At 38.6% G+C, this 18,195-nt stretch carries 11 protein-coding genes; 10 read left to right on the top strand and 1 reads right to left on the bottom strand.

Going from position 1 to position 18,195, the window contains the following annotated elements:
• Positions 1–70 precede the first annotated feature (70 nt).
• The 3 genes from BUB91_RS12910 (at position 71) to map (ending at position 4,730) form a co-directional block, all read left to right on the top strand.
• Positions 71–2,521 (top strand): S9 family peptidase, encoded by a 2,451-nt coding sequence (locus tag BUB91_RS12910; RefSeq protein ID WP_073099707.1) that lies wholly within the window; start codon positions 71–73, stop codon positions 2,519–2,521.
• 241 nt (positions 2,522–2,762) lie between these two features.
• Positions 2,763–3,740, top strand: coding sequence for an acyl-ACP desaturase (locus tag BUB91_RS12915; RefSeq protein WP_073099708.1), 978 nt, complete (start codon positions 2,763–2,765; stop codon positions 3,738–3,740).
• A 225-nt stretch (positions 3,741–3,965) separates the two neighbouring features.
• The gene (map, locus tag BUB91_RS12920; RefSeq protein WP_073099709.1) at positions 3,966–4,730 is read left to right on the top strand and encodes a type I methionyl aminopeptidase; all 765 of its coding nucleotides are present in this window, start codon (positions 3,966–3,968) and stop codon (positions 4,728–4,730) included.
• Positions 4,731–4,862: 132 nt separating this feature from the next.
• Here the strand turns inward: map and BUB91_RS12925 are convergent, their stop codons facing one another.
• The gene (locus BUB91_RS12925; RefSeq protein WP_073099710.1) at positions 4,863–5,858 is read right to left on the bottom strand and encodes an NADP-dependent oxidoreductase; all 996 of its coding nucleotides are present in this window, start codon (positions 5,856–5,858) and stop codon (positions 4,863–4,865) included.
• A 740-nt stretch (positions 5,859–6,598) separates the two neighbouring features.
• Here BUB91_RS12925 and BUB91_RS12930 point away from each other — a divergent pair.
• From BUB91_RS12930 to BUB91_RS12960, 7 genes are all read left to right on the top strand, one after another.
• Entirely contained in the window at positions 6,599–7,651 is a 1,053-nt protein-coding gene (locus BUB91_RS12930) for a serine hydrolase domain-containing protein (RefSeq protein WP_073099711.1), read from the top strand.
• A 29-nt stretch (positions 7,652–7,680) separates the two neighbouring features.
• A complete protein-coding gene (locus BUB91_RS12935; RefSeq protein WP_073099712.1) occupies positions 7,681–8,877 on the top strand; it encodes a DUF418 domain-containing protein in 1,197 nt (398 codons plus the stop codon).
• 24 nt (positions 8,878–8,901) lie between these two features.
• Positions 8,902–9,762 (top strand): CPBP family intramembrane glutamic endopeptidase, encoded by an 861-nt coding sequence (locus tag BUB91_RS12940; protein ID WP_073099713.1) that lies wholly within the window; start codon positions 8,902–8,904, stop codon positions 9,760–9,762.
• A 215-nt stretch (positions 9,763–9,977) separates the two neighbouring features.
• Positions 9,978–11,273, top strand: a complete 1,296-nt coding sequence (locus BUB91_RS12945) for a DEAD/DEAH box helicase (RefSeq protein ID WP_073099714.1) — start codon at positions 9,978–9,980, stop codon at positions 11,271–11,273.
• Between the two features lie 152 nt (positions 11,274–11,425).
• The gene (locus BUB91_RS12950; protein WP_128759358.1) at positions 11,426–11,911 is read left to right on the top strand and encodes a hypothetical protein; all 486 of its coding nucleotides are present in this window, start codon (positions 11,426–11,428) and stop codon (positions 11,909–11,911) included.
• A gap of 225 nt (positions 11,912–12,136) precedes the next feature.
• Positions 12,137–14,836, top strand: coding sequence for a prolyl oligopeptidase family serine peptidase (locus BUB91_RS12955; protein ID WP_073099716.1), 2,700 nt, complete (start codon positions 12,137–12,139; stop codon positions 14,834–14,836).
• A gap of 68 nt (positions 14,837–14,904) precedes the next feature.
• Positions 14,905–18,150, top strand: a complete 3,246-nt coding sequence (locus tag BUB91_RS12960; RefSeq protein WP_073099717.1) for a S41 family peptidase — start codon at positions 14,905–14,907, stop codon at positions 18,148–18,150.
• Positions 18,151–18,195: the final 45 nt, after the last annotated feature.

The following is an 18,195-nucleotide window of genomic DNA, read 5'->3' on the forward strand; positions in this document are numbered from 1 at the left end:
AACAAGTCATACAGCTTCTATTTTTTTGAATTGAAAGCTGCAAAATCCATTAAAAACAAGCACACAAGCTATGAAAAAAATTAAGCTGTTCAGTCTCTTGCTACTGTTGACATCTTCAGTATTTGCTCAGGTAAATCTTGATTATCAAAAGCCACCTAAAGAAATTATGGATCTCGTAGATGTGCCTCGGGCTCCGGTGGTCGTTATGAATACTGATGGCGACACGATGTTATTGCTCTACCGCGATAGCTACAAAACCATAGACGAATTGTCTGAAGAAGAACTCCGTCTGGGCGGGTTACGCATCAACCCAAAAACCAATATAGGCAGCAGAACTACATTTTATAACAATGTGAAAATTAAAGATGTTATCGAGACTGAGACCCGTGATATTTCCGGGTTACCCGAAAATCCTAAACTGAGTAATTTCAGTTGGTCTCCTGACGAAAGTAAAATGGCATTGACCAACACCACAGATTCTGGCGTTGAAGTATGGATTCTGGATCTGGAGAAGGCTTCCGTAAGTAAATTAACCGAAGCTACATTGAATGCGAATATGGGTAATCCCATCAGCTGGTTTAAAGACGGAAAAAGTCTGTTGCTGAATATGATTCCGGCTACCCGAAAAGAGTTGATCAACACCGCTGAAGCTGTACCTACCGGACCTACTATATCAACCAGTGACGGTTCTAAAGCACAAAACCGAACTTATCAGGATTTACTTCAAAATCCTAATGATGTTTTCAATTTTGAACAATTAGCAACTTCGGTTTTGGTAAAAAAAGATTTAGACGGAACTGCTACGATTTGGCACACAGCAGATATGTTTACAGACATTTCGTTCTCTCCAGATGGTGAATATATTATGGCAACTACCATTCACAAACCTTTTTCGTATATCGTGCCCTACTATCGCTTTCCCGAAACCGTGACCGTTTATAAAAAAGACGGAACTGAAGTAAAACTCGTCAATGAGGTTCCACTTATTGAAGAATTACCACAAGGGTTTATGGCTACACAAACGGGAAAACGCTCGTTAAACTGGCGTGCAGACAAACCGGCAACCTTGGTCTGGGCAGAAGCTCTAGATAAAGGAGATCCTGAAGTAGATGTTCCATTCCGGGATCAGGTTTATATGCAAGACGCGCCATTTACCAGCCCTGCAAAAACTGTGGTAAAAACCATCAACCGCTACAGCGGAATTATATGGGGTAATGACTCTACTGCAGTGGTCTACGACCGCTGGTGGAATACACGAAATACAAAAACTTACGTATTTAATCCGTCTGACGGAAGTAATTCCGGTACCGTGATCAGTGATCGAAACTATCAGGACACATACAGTGATCCTGGGAATTTTGTAACTAAAGAAAACGAATATGGTCGTAGTGTTTTAAGTTTGGTTAACGGAAACGCGTATTTGATGGGAGACGGTTTTAGTGATAAAGGACAGTTTCCTTTTATAGATAAATTGAATTTAGCTTCGCAGGAAACCGAAAGAATTTACGAATCTGAATATACTGACAAATTAGAGAACTTGCAGGAAGCTCTAGATATCGAGGCCGGAAAGATACTGGTACGTATTGAAGCGCCAACGGAATATCCTAATTATTACATGCGTGATCTAAACACGAGTAACCTTACGCAAATCACAGATTTTGAGAATCCGTTTAAGAGTATTCAGGATGTACATAAAGAACTTATTACATATAAGCGTGATGACGGACTAGAACTTTCCGGAACCTTATACCTTCCGGTAGGTTATAATATGGAGAAAAAAGAGAAAAAGCCGATGTTACTATGGGCATATCCACGCGAATACAAAGACAAAAGCAGCGCTGCTCAAACTACAACAAACCCTAACGAGTTTACCTATCCCTATTACGGATCGTTAGTCTACTGGGTAACGCGTGGTTATGTGGTACTTGATGACGCAGCCTTTCCAATCGTGGGAGAAGGAGATACTGAGCCTAACGATACCTTCATCAAACAATTAGTAGCTAATGGAAAAGCTGCGATTGATGCTGTTGATGAACTGGGATATATAGACCGAAATAAGGTAGCAGTAGGTGGGCATTCCTATGGCGCATTTATGACCGCAAACTTATTATCTCATTCTAATCTCTTTGCTGCCGGAATTGCCCGTAGCGGAGCTTATAATCGTACGTTGACGCCATTTGGTTTTCAGTCTGAAGAGCGTAACTACTGGGAAGCTCCAGAAATTTATTATAACATGAGTCCGTTTATGCATGCAGATACGATGAAAACTCCATTACTTCTCGTTCACGGTGTTGCCGATAACAACAGTGGCACGTATCCTTTACAAAGTGAACGTTATTTTAATGCGTTAAAAGGATTAGGCGCTACGGCACGATTAGTGATGTTACCTAAGGAGAGTCACGGTTATGCAGCCAAAGAGTCTATTCTACATATGTTGTGGGAACAAGATCAATGGTTAGAAAAATATGTAAAAAATCGAGATATAAGTGAAATTAATAAACAAGAAGAAATTAAACAATAGTTAAGCAAGCAGTCTCAGAGGCAGTGGTCAAAGATCATAATGCAAAGCTACTATCTGAGATTGAAAGTTATAGGCTATACAATTAAAAAAAGAACTTGAACACTTAGTACTATGCACGCATAGTAAGATTTTATAGCATTTAAAGTACATACCGTCTAAAACTGCTACCTTTACGCACGATGCTTAAGCGTTTTTTAAGCACAAACCCTACATATGTCATTTAACGATTAGCATAAAACCCATGGAATTAAATAATATACGTCTCGAAGTCATGCAAACCATAGGAAAGTCTATGGATGAACTGATAGGCAAATACCTCAAATCTGTTGAAGAAAACTGGCAGCCTACAGATATGCTTCCAGACGCTACAAACCCTGAATTCATTGACGACGTCAAAGAAATTCAAGAGCTTTGCCGCGAGATGGATTACGACTTATTCACCGTATTGGTAGGTGATACCATTACTGAAGAGGCCCTTCCTACTTATGAATCATGGTTGATGAGTGTGCAAGGTGTAGATCAAGTAAACGGAAACGGATGGTCTAAGTGGGTGCGTGCCTGGACAGCTGAAGAAAATCGCCACGGTGATCTTTTAAATAAATACTTATACCTATCCGGGCGTGTAAATATGCGTGAGATGGAAGTCAGCTCACAATACCTCATCAGCGATGGTTTTGATATTGGTACCGGTATGGATCCATATAAAAACTTTGTATACACCAGTTTTCAGGAGTTGGCTACCAATGTATCGCACAGACGTGTAGCCTCGTTTTCTCGTAAAGCGGGAAACAAACAACTAGCTAAAATTTGTAATACCATAGCAAAAGACGAAGCACGCCACGCCTCAGCTTATATGGAGTTTGTGCGTCGCATTTTTGAACTGGATCCTAGTGAGATGATGATGGCTTTTGAAGCTATGATGCGTAACAAAATTGTAATGCCGGCAATGTTTTTACGCGAGAGCGGTCAGCAGATAGGTGAACTGTGGGAGCATTTTTCTGATGCTGCACAACGTTCTATGGTTTATACGACACAAGATTATATAACTATCTTAAAATCATTGGTAACCGATTGGAAAATTAATGACATCAAAGGTCTTAACGATAAAGGTGAGCGTGCACGTGACTACTTAATGAACCTGCCTGATCGTTTGGAACGTATCTCGCAACGTATTGTAGTTCCTAAACGCGACTACACCTTTAAATGGATTGCAAACTAATAGACTTAAGAGCAGTTAAAATATAGATCCTCGTTAAACACTGTTTATCGAGGATTTTTTATGCTTTACCTTTACATTGTAAATTACCTCGGGGCAAGTCCACGAGGCATTTATAGGAGTAACATTTTTAGTTTTGAGACAAGACTCGGAAGTAAGCAGGTTTAAATCTCGATTATCGAGTAAATACAAGTTTTCAACATATATTTGAACCTAAATATCAAGATAATGTCTATTACCAAAGAATCTGAATTAGTAGGAATGCAAAAAATAAGTGAAGTGGTTGCCACAACACTTAAACTAATGCGTGATTATGCAAAAATTGGAATGTCTACTAAAGAACTGGACGATTATGGTGGTACGCTTTTGAAAGAGTACGGCGCAAAGTCAGCTCCTTTTGAGACGTATGGTTTTCCGGGCTATACGTGCATCAGTATTAATAAAGAAGCTGCTCACGGTATTCCTTCTAAAAAGAACATCTTAAAAGAAGGAGACTTGATTAACATAGATGTTTCCGCAGAACTCAATGGCTTCTGGTCAGATAACGGAGGCTCGTTTGTATTGGGGAAAGATCTAAACAACCATCAGCCGCTGGTAAATGCATCTAAATACATTCTACAAAAAGCAATCAATCGTATTAAAGGTGGTGTTAAAATTGCAGACGTTGGCCATCTTATAGAAACTGAAGCTAAGAAGAAAGGTTTTAAGGTCATTGAAAACCTTGCCGGTCACGGTGTAGGAAGAAGTCTGCACGAAGCACCTGATAACATATTAAACTATCGGGTACGCAGCAATCGCGAACGCTTTAAGAAGAATACTACTGTAGCTATCGAAACCTTCATTTCTACCAGATCTAATACAGCTGTAGAATTGAATGACGGATGGACACTTGTAGGAAACAGAGGCGGTTATGTTTCCCAGCACGAACATACCATTTTAATTACCGATGCTGCTCCTGTAATCCTGACTCAGGCTAATGGTATCTGGAATTGAGTTGAGTTGGACTATCTGAATATTGCCTAAACAAAAATTCTTTATTCAATAATACATATAAAAAATGCTCCGAGTCTCAATAGTTGTTGAGACTCGGAGCATTTTAAACTCTGTATTATTTACTAGTGGAGATTAAACCTTAACCACCATTTTTCCTTTATTTTTACCTTCAAAAAGATCTAAAAAGGCTTGTGGTATATTTTCAAAACCTTCTACAATAGTTTCAGAATAATCCAACTTATCTTCTTGTAACCACTGTGCCAATTGCGTTATAGCCTCTTCAAATTTAGATGCATAATTAGAGACTATAAAACCTTGCATCAACGCACTATTTTTAATTAAAAAGGGTTGTACACTCAGGCTCTGAGGTATAGAAGTTTTATTATATACTGCGATAGCTCCACAATTAATGATGCGTGCAAATTTATTAATATGATAAAATACAGCATCTGAAATATCACCTCCTACGTTATCAAAATAAATATCAACACCATCAGGACAAGCATCACCAATGGCCTTTTTAATAGCTGATGTTTCCTTATAATTGATGCCAGCATCGAAACCAAATTTATGCCGCAACAAATCGATTTTCTCATCACTTCCCGCAATTCCTACCACACGTAAACCTAGTATTTTACCAAGCTGACCTACGATACTTCCCACAGCTCCGGCAGCTCCTGAAATCAATAGCGTCTCTCCTTTTTGAGGCTTCCCAATTTCCATTAGTCCGGTATAAGCCGTCAATCCGGTCATTCCTAAAACACCCAAATAAGCAGAAAGTGGAGCCTGATTTGCAGCTACTTTTTGTAAATCAGCTGTAGTAATGACTTGCTGTTGCTTCCAAGGCATTACTTTAGCAACAAAATCTCCGGCTTTAAAGTTTTCATTTTTTGAAGTGATCACTTCTGCAACCACTCCAGAAGTCATAGGCTCACCTACCTGAAAAGGTGGCACATAAGATTTGGTATCATTCATACGACCTCTCAAATAAGGATCTACTGATACGTAACGTGCTTCTACCAGTAATTCTCCTTCTTTGGGCTCCTCAACGGATTCTTCTACAAATTTAAAATTGTCTAATGTAGGTTTTCCTTCTGGTCTCTTATTGAATAAAATAGTCTGTGTCATAACGTTCTTTTTATTCAAAAATAGCCAACAGGATTTCAATCAAATCCTATTTAAGTACTTTAATATGTATTTAACGTCAAACTTGAATTTATGCTAAGACGTAGACTTTGAGACTCTCTACTTCCACTGCATTTAGAAAGGTCTCTGTAGTTTTTGATTAGAAAAAAATCAGAATTTGAAAGCAAGTATATTGTATTCAGAAAACTCTTATTAAAAACTAAAATCTACTCGACAAGAAATCTTTAAGTAGTAGTAAAATAATCATTTTCTTCAAAAAACAACTTATTAAAGAACGTCACTATTCCCCAAAAACGGTCAATTATGCATCTTAACCCGAAGGAGGTTTCGTTCGAGTCTCGTTCGAGTTTCCTTCGGTATTGCTTCGGGTATGCTTCGGAAGGGGTTTTGGGTTAATTCTGTACAGTTTTTAAAAACTGCGTCGTTTACCGAATAAAACACGAATCAAACTGGGAGGGTAATCGAAATTCTTCCGCATAAAATAAACTAATGTTAACACAACTCTAATGAACAATTATCTAGTTATCTATTGATATTGTAAAATTCTACTCCTCCAAACCATAGAATACCCACTTATACCTAACTATTTACTCTCACACAATTATTTTTGAGATGTATAGATTATACCATACAAGCTTCTTAAATATCCTAAAGCAACTTCTTATAATTTGCAACAAATCCATCTCTTTATAAACCAATAGGTTATAAACCAGCATAACCCAATGGCTTCTAAACGTACGACAACAATTATTAGGATCCTGCTTTTAGCCGGAACCCTCATCTCCTTATATTTTGTCCCCTGGCCTCTTGTAACCGCCTGGATCAAACCTTTGCCAGACACTATACAAGAGCAGGTTAATAAAGCTCAAGAATACGGCTTTGACGGTATTATCGTATATGTAGATCAAACCGGAAATGCTCCTGCCTGGTATACTGCGGGCACGCATAATCGTGAAACCAAACAACCGGCACGAGCAGACGCTTTATTTAAAATTGCGAGTGTAGATAAGCTGTATACTGCAGTTGCCATAAGTAAATTGGCACACGACGGTCTGCTGGATTTAGATCAAACACTGGCGCACTACTTTCCGGAGTTGGCAGACCGTATAGAATATGCAGAGGAAATTACCATTAGGATGATGGTACAACACCGCAGCGGAATACCTAATTATACCGATACACATCTGTATTGGGCAACACCAAAAAATAACAACCGCGACCGACTGGCGCTTATTCTGGATCAGCCGGCAGATTTTAAACCTGATACCGATACAGCATATTGTAATACCAATTATTTGTTGTTGCACGAACTCATTCAGAAGCTTACCGGTAAGATTGCTTTTGCCTACATCAAGAAGGAAATTTTAATACCTCTTGAACTCAACAATACGTATGGTTCTATTCACAATGTAGATATAGATCGGGTGATGAGCGGGTATTATGTGGGGTATCCCCAGGATTTGAAAACAGATGATAATGATTGTATGCTATCCACGGCTGCTGATCTGGGAGGTTTCATTAGAGCATTGAATGACAGTTCGGTTTTTAAGGATGAAGAAGAGCAAAAGATTTACGATTCGTTATACCACTACGAGCATACCGGCTTGGTGCCCGGTTATCAGACCATAGCCAAATACCATAAAGAGCTGGACGCAGTAGTGATTCAATTTACTAATACTGTAGATTTTGAAGGTTATAACTGGAATCTTTCAGAGGTTATGTACAGCAGGGTAGTGAAAATTTTAAACAAAGAGTCTTCAAATAAAAACGAGTAGTTTTAAAGCATTGCAAAAACTGAAAAATATTGAGCACGCTTCCTACAAAACCTAACACACGCATTGAAATACTAGATATATATCGTGGCTTTGCTGTGCTGGGAATTTTTATGGTGAATATTGTAATTATGCATTCCACATTTATCAATCAGGATGCATACCTTGCCCAATTTACAGCACCTGTAGACCTCATCACTCAAAAAATCTTGCAGCTTTTCTTTTATACCAAGTTCTTTCCCATATTTTCCTTACTCTTTGGACTGGGGATTGCGATACAAGTTTTAAAACGAAAGGAAGAGCACAAACCCATAACAGGGTTCTTAACACGTAGAATGTTCTTTCTTTTCTTATTTGGTATTTTACACATCGTATTTATTTGGTCGGGTGATGTGTTGCACCTTTATGCACTATTAGGTTTATTAACAATGGCCTTTATCAGGCTGCCCAATAAAATACTGGTTACGCTTGCAGTACTTTTAGTTTGCTTTCCGTTTTACGATTTCCTTCTGGAAAGTCTTTTTAATGCTATTCATTTTGAGCCTTTTACCTACTTAAGCGATTATGACGGCAGAAAAATCAATAGTATAATCACAACCGGAACCTATTTAGAAGGCGTTCAGTTGCGTTCGTTAGAATATCTAACCAATCTCCCAATGTTATTTGGTTTTCTCGCTCCTGTCGCTTTATCGATGTTTCTTTTGGGATTGTTTTTAGGTAAAAATAAAATCATATACAGCCTTGATCAGTTCCTGCTAAAGATCAAAAAACCGATGCTTCTACTCGCTTTGATCACCAATGTATACCGGGTACTTTTTTTAGAGGTGCTAACTAATCTAAACAGCTATAAAACTGAAATCATACGCACACTGTTCATCAAGTTGATGGTTATTTGTGATGTGGCTATGGGGCTGTTTTACCTATGGCTCATCGGGTGGGTCTGGTATTACACGCCTTGGCAAAAAATAGTAAGTCCGCTAAAATATGTTGGCCGTATGGCATTGACAAACTATATACTACAAAGCGCAATAGGTGTTGTGCTGTTCTCTTCAATAGGTTTCAAATTATATGAGACTCTGAGACCAATAGAAACACTTATAATTCCTAGTATCGTTTTTGCTATACAGATAGTGCTGAGCAAAATCTGGCTAAAGCACTTCAAATATGGACCTTTAGAATGGCTTTGGCGCTGTCTTACTTACAAGAAATTAATTCCTATTTCTAATTAATAATATTCTTTTAAAAAATAGAAAATGACTGAACAAACCTCAAGACTTAAAGGCTGGCAACGTATTTTACTGTTTATCCTACCCTATTTTTTTTGCGCTGGAATCTTTCAACTTCTGGGGATGATCGTCGCTGAAGTAGATTTTACAGATTCCACACAAACTAAAACCACAACTCAAAGTCTGATTATTCACATTTTTGACTTGGTAGGTACGCTTCTAATTCTATGGATTTTTATGCGCTTTGTAGATAAAAAACCCTTCATACAACTGGGTTTTCAAACCAATAACCGACTACAGGAGTTTGCAATGGGTTTGCTTTTAGGGCTGCTTATTATGAGTTTAGGCTATGGTATTTTGTATGCTGTAAACGAACTGGTTTTTCTAAACTTCAATATTGACTTTAAAGAGTTGCTCCTTTCTGTTTTCTTCTTTCTCATCATTGCCGTAGTAGAAGAAAGCATCTTTAGAGGCTATATACAACGTAATCTGATGCTCTCGTTTAATAAATATGTGGCGCTGCTTATTTCCGCAGTGATTTTTTCACTTGCTCACGGGTTTAATCCTAATGTAAGTGCTCTTGGACTTTTAAATATTTTCCTTGCAGGAATTTTGCTGGGCATTTCATACACCTACACTAAAAACCTGTGGTTTCCAATCGCTTTGCACTGGAGCTGGAATTTATTTCAAGGTTTGTATGGTTTTAATGTAAGCGGCCAAAACTTCTATAACTTGATCAACTTTAAAATCATAGAAACAAACAACCTCAACGGCGGCGCTTTTGGCTTTGAAGGTTCGTATATATCCATTATTGCTCAAGCTATCGCTATAGCAGCTATTTTTTATTATTACCAAAAGAATACTAAAAACAATGTCGCAATCCAATAAGAATACCGAAAACCCAGATTCTAAAAAACTCCTTTTACTAGGTATTGCTTTCATCATTGGCTATCTCATTTTTTCCAATTGGGATGCACTGAAATCTTGGTTAATTTTTTAGAAAACCCTATCCAAAAACACTCAATATATTAAATACCAGTATTTTAAGTTAAATAGCACAGAGGTGCTTAAAATAACCGTATCTTTGCCGCTTATTAGAATTTATGACATTTAAAGAATTAGGTCTTATAGACCCTATCCTTAAGGCCCTTGCCGATAAAGGATACACCCACCCTACTCCTATTCAGCAACAAGCCATCCCGGTACTTCTTAAGGGAAAAGACTTATTGGGTTCGGCACAGACGGGTACCGGTAAAACGGCAGCGTTTACCATTCCTATCCTGCAACAGATTTATGACAATATTGGTTCAGGTAAAGGCGGCCGAAAGCTCAAAGCTTTGATCATTACACCAACTCGCGAGCTCGCCATACAAATAGACGATAACGTCACCGAATACAGCAAATATACCGGTATAAAGAATACTGTGATTTTTGGTGGAGTAAAACAAGCTGCTCAGGTAAATGCGATGCGCAAAGGTGTTGATGTATTGACAGCAACTCCCGGACGCTTACTCGATTTGGTAAAACAAGGTTTTATCAGTTTAAAAGACATCGAATATTTGGTACTTGATGAAGCAGATCAGATGCTCGATATGGGCTTCATACACGACATTAAAAAAGTGCTGAAACTCGTACCTCACAAACGCCAATCGTTATTCTTTTCGGCTACGATGCCAAAAGCCATTGTAGATTTATCAAAGTTGATTTTAGGTGACTTTGAAAAAGTAAGTATCGCTCCTGAGAAACCAACTGCAGAACGCGTAGACCAGTCGGTTTATTTTGTGAGTAAAAAGAGTAAAGCTAAATTATTAGAACACCTTATTGAGACCGAAAATCCCGAAACTGTTCTGGTATTTTCAAGAACCAAACATGGTGCAAACAAGATTGTAAAGATCTTAGATAAATCCGGTATCAATGCGGCTGCCATTCACGGTAACAAATCACAGGCTGCTCGTCAAAAAGCACTAAGTGCATTTAAAGATGGAAAAACCCAGGTTTTAGTAGCTACTGATATCGCTGCTCGTGGTATTGATGTTTCAGAATTAGAATTGGTGATTCAATATGATTTGCCTAACGTTCCGGAAACTTATGTGCATCGCATAGGACGTACCGGTCGTGCAAAAGCAAGTGGAATTGCTCTTAGTTTTTGCGCTCAAGATGAGCGTCCGTATCTAAAAGATATTGAGAAACTCATCAAACAAAAAATTCACGTTATTGCAGAGCACCCCTTTTTAGTAGATCCTGCAGATGAAGAATCTCAGTCCAGTCAGGATTCAAGACCTAAAAACAACAACCGTAATTCAAACAGAAACAGAAGTCAAAACAGCAGCAGCAGACCTAAAAAGCAAACAGCAGGAAGGCCTAATAAGCGTTTCAACTCAAAGCCTAAGTCTGAATAAGCCGTATTATTGAAGTTTTATTATAGAATCCGTTCCTGTTTAACTGTAGCGGATTTTTTTATGAGTATACCTCAAAATCTAACGATTATTTAACAGCAACTACGACATATTCTTTTTTAAATTTAATCTTCAATTCAATGTTAAATTTTTCTATGAAAAAGATAGTTATTACCGGCATTTTGGTTGCTGCCCTAAGCTTAAGCTGTGATGATACACGCAAGGCTTTTCACGAAAATTACTTAGAGTTTGTTATGCATACCGATAGTCTTGAGGTCGTTCATGATGCGATGATAGTTTCTCATGAACAGCTAAAAACAGATACAAGAACCTTAAGTCAAAAACTTAAGGATGTAGAAGAAACCGACTCTATCGCGATGGCTGACTTGCAAAAACATCAGATGCTTTTGAAACAGCAGTCTGAAACGTTAAAAAAACTGAAAAGCATAATTGAAAGCCATAGCGAACTCAAAGCCTATTTTATGTCAGACAGCATCAGCTTAACACAAATGGAGCAGCAACTTACCGATATGGAGGTCAATAACGAAGAAATTGCTGCGCGACTCAATCAAATTAAAACAGAATTGAAAACTATTGAAGCTGAACAAGAGGCTTTAAAGCAATCAAGCGAAGAAGAATAATCAGTTAAGGACTCCTTATTTTGATCTTTTCTGAAAAAACTATTCTAAAATTTAGAAGTCCGTTGAATTTATTTTCAACGGACTTTTTTGTTTGAATAAAGCGGTTTGTACTAAAAACAACGGGCTTTTTAGTAAATTCCCTTATGCAAGCCTTGGTGTCTAATAATCTCGATTATTTAGTAAATTCAAGAAATCAAAATTTGTTTTTATATCAATTATTCAAATATGTTTAAAAAACTATTCTTCTCAATCTTAATCTGCATATTATCAATCGGTAAATTATTTGCCCAAGAAGACAAGAAGGATCCAAAATTATGGACACCTGAAGATATAATCAATACAGAAGCTATGCGCTCTCCGGTTTTCGCCCCAGATGGGACCAAGGTGATCTGGACCAAGCGTGAACCGGTAAAGAAAAAAGACAAATTTATTTCTACCCTGTATCTAACTCACCTTAATGTTAAAAAAGATGATACGTTTCTGACTATAAAACTCACCCAAGGTGAGGAGAACGATTACAATGCAGTGTTCGCTAAAGACAGTAAATCGCTATACTTTTTAAGTAGTAGAGACAAAGGTAAAAAACTTTGGAAACTCAGTCTTTATGGTGGTGAAGCTCAAGAAATACAGGAATTTAAAAACGGCATTTCCGCTATTAAGCTTAAAGATGAAAACACGCTGTTTTTTATTTCTAAAGATGGTAAAACCCTTTACGATCTGGAAGCCGAAGAAAAAGAAGACGATGTAGAAGTTATTGAAGATTCATTGCATTGGCAACCCAATCATATTTATGCATTTGACCTTAAAGAAAAACAAACCACCCGCATCACAAATAACCCAAAACCCATCAACAGCTTTGAACTTTCACATAAAGGCGAGTGGCTTTATTACAATATGACCCGCAGCCTGAGTTATGGCGCTGATGCACAAAAAGACCCGTATAGTTATTTGATGAATTTAAAAACAGGCGAACAAAAACAAATTCTACAAGAGTTTGAATTTCCGGTGGGCAACGTCAGCTTTTCCGGTGATGATAGTGGTTTTTACTTTACAACCAGTTTTTCTTCAGATCCGCAATGGAATGGTGCCGGCATAACCGAATTGTATTTCTACGATATCGCCTCTGCGAAAGCAATAAAAATAGAACTCGACTGGGATCTGGGTTTAGGCGGAGGCTTCACCGTGGTAGCTAACGATGTTTTGGTTTCTCTCGCCAATAAAGCTACGATGAAACTTGCTTATTATACCAAAAAAGGTTCGAGCTGGTCTAAATCTGAAATGGATTTTGACTCAAAAAATGAACATGTATCTGTTGATGCGGTTGCAGACGATGCTTCAAAACTTATCTACACCTATTCTACTGCATCTCAACTGCCACAGTATTTTATCGCAGATCTCAAAAAGAATAAAACTGCTAATGAAACCACTTTTATAACCCTTAACAAAAAATTGGAAAAGAAATACATGCCGAAAAGTGAAGTGATGACTTGGACGGGGTATAACGGCGATGAAGTGACGGGTATTTTATATTATCCCAATAATTATGAGGCTGGAAAAAAATATCCGTTAATGCTAAATATTCACGGTGGCCCCTCTAGTCAGGATATCGATGAATGGTCGGGTAGCTGGGCATATTACCCTTCAATATTGACACAAAAAAATATGTTTGTTTTGATGCCCAATTACCACGGCTCTACCAATCACGGTTTAGCATACACCGAAGCGATAAAAGGCAATTATTATGAACCCGAATTAGAAGATATCACTAAAGGAATAGACAAACTCGTTAAAGAAGGCAAAGTAGATCGTGAACAAATGGGAACAATGGGTTGGTCTAACGGTGCGATTATTACCACCATGTTAACGGTAAAATATCCTGATATGTTTAAAGTAGCCGCTCCAGGAGCCGGTGATGTAAACTGGACTTCAGATTTTGGGACCTGTCAGTTTGGGGTGAGTTTTGATCAAAGTTATTTTGGTGGTGCTCCATGGGATGATACAGGTGGCAAACCTTATAACGAAAACTACCTCATAAAATCTCCTCTTTTTGAGATCGAAAAAATAAAGACTCCTACGATCATTTTTCACGGTAGTGAAGACCGTGCCGTACCCCGTGATCAGGGTTGGGAATATTACCGGGGCTTGCAGCAAGTAGGTGAAACACCGGTTAAATTTTTATGGTTTCCCGATCAACCTCACGGTTTGAGTAAGATCACCCATCAGTTGCGTAAAATGAAAGAAGAAATTGCTTGGATTGACACCTACCTATTTGATAAAAAACCGGAAAATAACGAAGCCTTTAAAAAAGAGAGTCCGTTAGCAGCTGCTTTAAAACTGGAAGCTGCTGAAAAAGAAAATGGTCTGTACGGAGTTTTAGCTGAAGCAACCCTCATCCCTGAAACCGTATCATTAAAAAAAGACAGCATCAGTCTAGGAAGATTTGAAGTTACCAATGCGCAGTTTAAAGCCTTCAAACCGGAGTTTACTTTTGAAGCAGGTAAAGAGAATTATCCTGTGGAAACCACATCAGTTGCTGCAAAATCCTATACCGAGTGGCTTTCTACGCTTACCGGGGAGACCTATAGATTACCAGACGCTAAAGAAGCTGAAGCCCTTCAGAAAAAAGCAGCTAAAAACATCGATAAACAGAATAATCTTAATTATTGGGCGGGATATGATCTCACCCCTGAAGATGCTGCATTGTTAACCAAAAAAATAAAAACGCTTACGATCAGCCTACTACAACCTGTAGGCATGCACGAGGGAGTAAGTATAGAGGATGCAACACTATATGATCTGGGTGGAAATGTAGCAGAATACAGTCTTAATGGAACTTACGATTATAGTGCTTATGACTTTGCAGATCCATATAATACAGAACCTGTAACCAGTAAGCACACCGGTTTTAGAGTTGTTAAAGAGTAACTATAAACAATATCGGATAAACTTTGAAGAATTTTTTAATCCCGATTATCGGGTAAATCAATCAAAATATGAAAATCAAAAATCAAATCTTTAGTCTAATCACAGGACTCCTCTCTCTAAGTGGTGTCAGTCAGATCAATCAAACAGATACGCGCTTGTTAGACGAACCGGCAATCAGTAAAAATCATATTGCTTTTATTTATGCAGAAGACCTTTGGGTTGCCAATAAAGACGGCTCACAACCAAGACGGCTTACCATAGATGAAGGTGTGGAGTATAATCCGGTGTTTTCACCTGATGGTAAAACCATCGCATTCAGCGCAGAATATGACGGAAACATGGATGTTTTTACGGTTCCCACCGCAGGTGGTGTTCCCACCCGTTTAACCTGGCATCCGTATCCAGATTATGTGCGAGACTTTACCCCAGACGGCAAGCATGTGCTTTTTGCATCACAACGAGCCATTTTCACCAATAGATATACCGAACTTTTTACCGTTCCTGTTAGTGGCGGTCAGGCAGCAGAATTAGAAATTCCAAATGCCTTCTGGGCGAGTTATTCTAATGACGGAAAATACATCGCCTACACCCCCATACCCGACCGTTTTAATCAATGGAAACATTACCGCGGCGGTACACAAAGTCGTATTTTTATTTTTGATACGGCAAATCAGGAGATTGTAGAAATCCCAAAACCGGCTTCAGGAAGTAACGACACCCAACCGGAATTCTTAGGGGATCAGATTTATTTCAGAAGCGATCGAGATGGAGAATTTAATCTGCACAGCTATGATATCAATACCAAACAAGTTGAGCAATTAACCGACTTTAAAGACTATGGCTTACAAGATGTTTCGGTATCTGAAAGCGGAACAATTATTCTCGAACAAGCTGGATATTTACACACCTTCAACCCCTCAACAAAAAGCTTAGAAAAACTAAAAATCGGTATTGCAACAGATTTGCTCGAGCTGCGTCCACGCTTTGTAAGCGGCAGCAGTTATGTGCGCAGTGCAGCGATATCGCCTACTGGTGCTCGTGTTGTGCTAGATTTTAGAGGAGAAATTGTTACTGTACCGGCAGAAAAAGGAGACGTCGCCAACTTAACTGAAACTCCTGGCGTTCACGAAACCTTCCCAAAATGGTCACCAGACAGCAAATCTATCGCTTATTTCTCTGATGCAAGTGGTGAATATGCTTTGCACATAAAAGACCAGAACAGTGTTGAAGAGGCTAAAGCTATAGCGTTAGACGGCACCGGGTTTTATGCTTATTTGCACTGGTCTCCAGACAGTAAAAAAGTAGCTTACGTAGACAATGGAAGAAATCTGTATATCACGACAGTTGCGACCGGAAAAACAAAAAAAGTTGCTCAAGACATTTTGTATCAGCCGGCAGATTATCGGGATCTTTTCGGAAGCTGGTCTGGAGATTCTAACTGGTTAGCCTATACTTTGATTACCGAAACCAATTTTGAGCAAGCCTATATCTTTTCGCTTAGCGAAAACAAATCTTATCCTATTTCAGACGGACTCTCCAATGTCACTGAACCTACGTTTGACCCTAGTGGGAAATATTTGTACCTCACTGCTTCTACAGATGCCGGTCCCCTTGTGAATTGGTTTGATCAGTCTAATCAGGATATGGAATCTTCAAATGCACTCTATTTAATAACCTTACAAAAAGAAGTGAAATCTCCTTTTGCTAAAGAAAATGATGTTGAAGTTATTGCTGAAAAAGAAAAAGAGACCGAAGAAAAAAAGGAAAAAAAGAAAGAAACTCCTTCTTTGAAAATAGACTGGGATGGGATTATGAATCGTATGGTTTCGGTACCTGTGGGAACGGGACAATTTGGTTCGCTATCAGTGCCAAAAGAAGGGATGCTATATTACTTATCTTATCCTTCTCACGATGGAGAAACTACTATGCATCTCTATAATCTTGCTGAACAAAAAGATGAAGAACTGCTTGAAACCTACTCCTATGAAATTTCCGCCAACGGCGAAAAAATGCTGTATGCCAATTCCGGCAGTTGGTTTGTTGCTGACCTTGGAAAAAAAGCTGATAAGGCTCCCTTAAATTTAGATGGTATTCAGGTTAAAATTGATCCGAAACAAGAATGGAAAAACATCTTTAATGAAGCCTGGCGTGTGAACCGTGATTACTTTTACGATCCTGAAATGCACGGTGTAGACTGGGATGCGATGAAAAATAAATATGAAGGGTTCATCCCTGATGTTGCTGCAAAAAGTGATCTGTATCGCGTAATGAGTTGGATGTTTGCTGAACTATCTGTAGGACATCACCGTTTTGATTATCGCGGGGATAATAGAGTGGAGAAAAAAAGTATCAGCGGTGGTTTACTGGGAGCTGATTATGTCGTAAAAAACAATCGGTATCAAATTTCAAAAATATACGGTGGCCTCAATTGGAATCCAGATCTGCGTTCTCCACTTACCGAACCCGGAATAGAGGCTAGTGTAGGTGATTATATCATTAAAGTAGATGGAAAAGAAGTGACAGCAGCAGATAACCTTTATAGTTTTTTTGAAAATAAAGCCGGTAAATTGGTTACGCTTACCTTATCTGCAAATGCAAACGGTTCTAATGCCCACGATGAAGAAGTCACAACTATTGCTTCTGATCGCGATTTAAGAAACCGGGATTGGGTAGAAGGTAATATCAAAAAAGTAGATGAAGCCACAAACGGTCAGGTCGCTTATGTTTATGTGCCCAACACAGCAACAGGAGGACACGAATATTTTAAGCGGTATTTTTACCCTCAGGCTACTAAAAAAGCAATTATTGTAGATGAGCGTTTTAATGGCGGTGGTCAACTGGCTGATTATGTCATAGACCTACTCAACAAGCCAATGCAGAGTTATTGGAACTTTAGATACGGTAAGGATATGAAAGCGCCCAGCGCTTCTATACAAGGGCCTAAAGTCATGCTTATTGATGAAACAGCCGGTTCTGGCGGGGATTATTTACCGTATTTATTCCGAAGAAACAAGCTGGGAACACTTGTAGGTAAACGCACTTGGGGCGGTCTCGTAGGTGTTTTGGGATATCCGGAATTTATAGACGGTGGTATTGTAACGGCTCCAAACGTAGCTTTTTATAATGAAGATGGTTTTGGAATCGAAAATGTAGGAACGCCTCCAGATGTTGAAGTAGAACAAACACCAAAAGAGGTAATTTCCGGTAAAGATCCACAATTAGAAAAAGCGATTGATATTATTTTAAAACAGCTGAAAGAAAATCCGCCTAAAGAGTTGAGTACTCCAACATATCCAAATAAAACAAGAGATTAAAACTCAAGTTTAAGTGTTATAAAGCCTGATCCAATGGTCAGGCTT

It is taken from the genome of Leeuwenhoekiella marinoflava DSM 3653 (assembly GCF_900129005.1).
Classification (GTDB): Bacteria; Bacteroidota; Bacteroidia; order Flavobacteriales; family Flavobacteriaceae; genus Leeuwenhoekiella; species Leeuwenhoekiella marinoflava.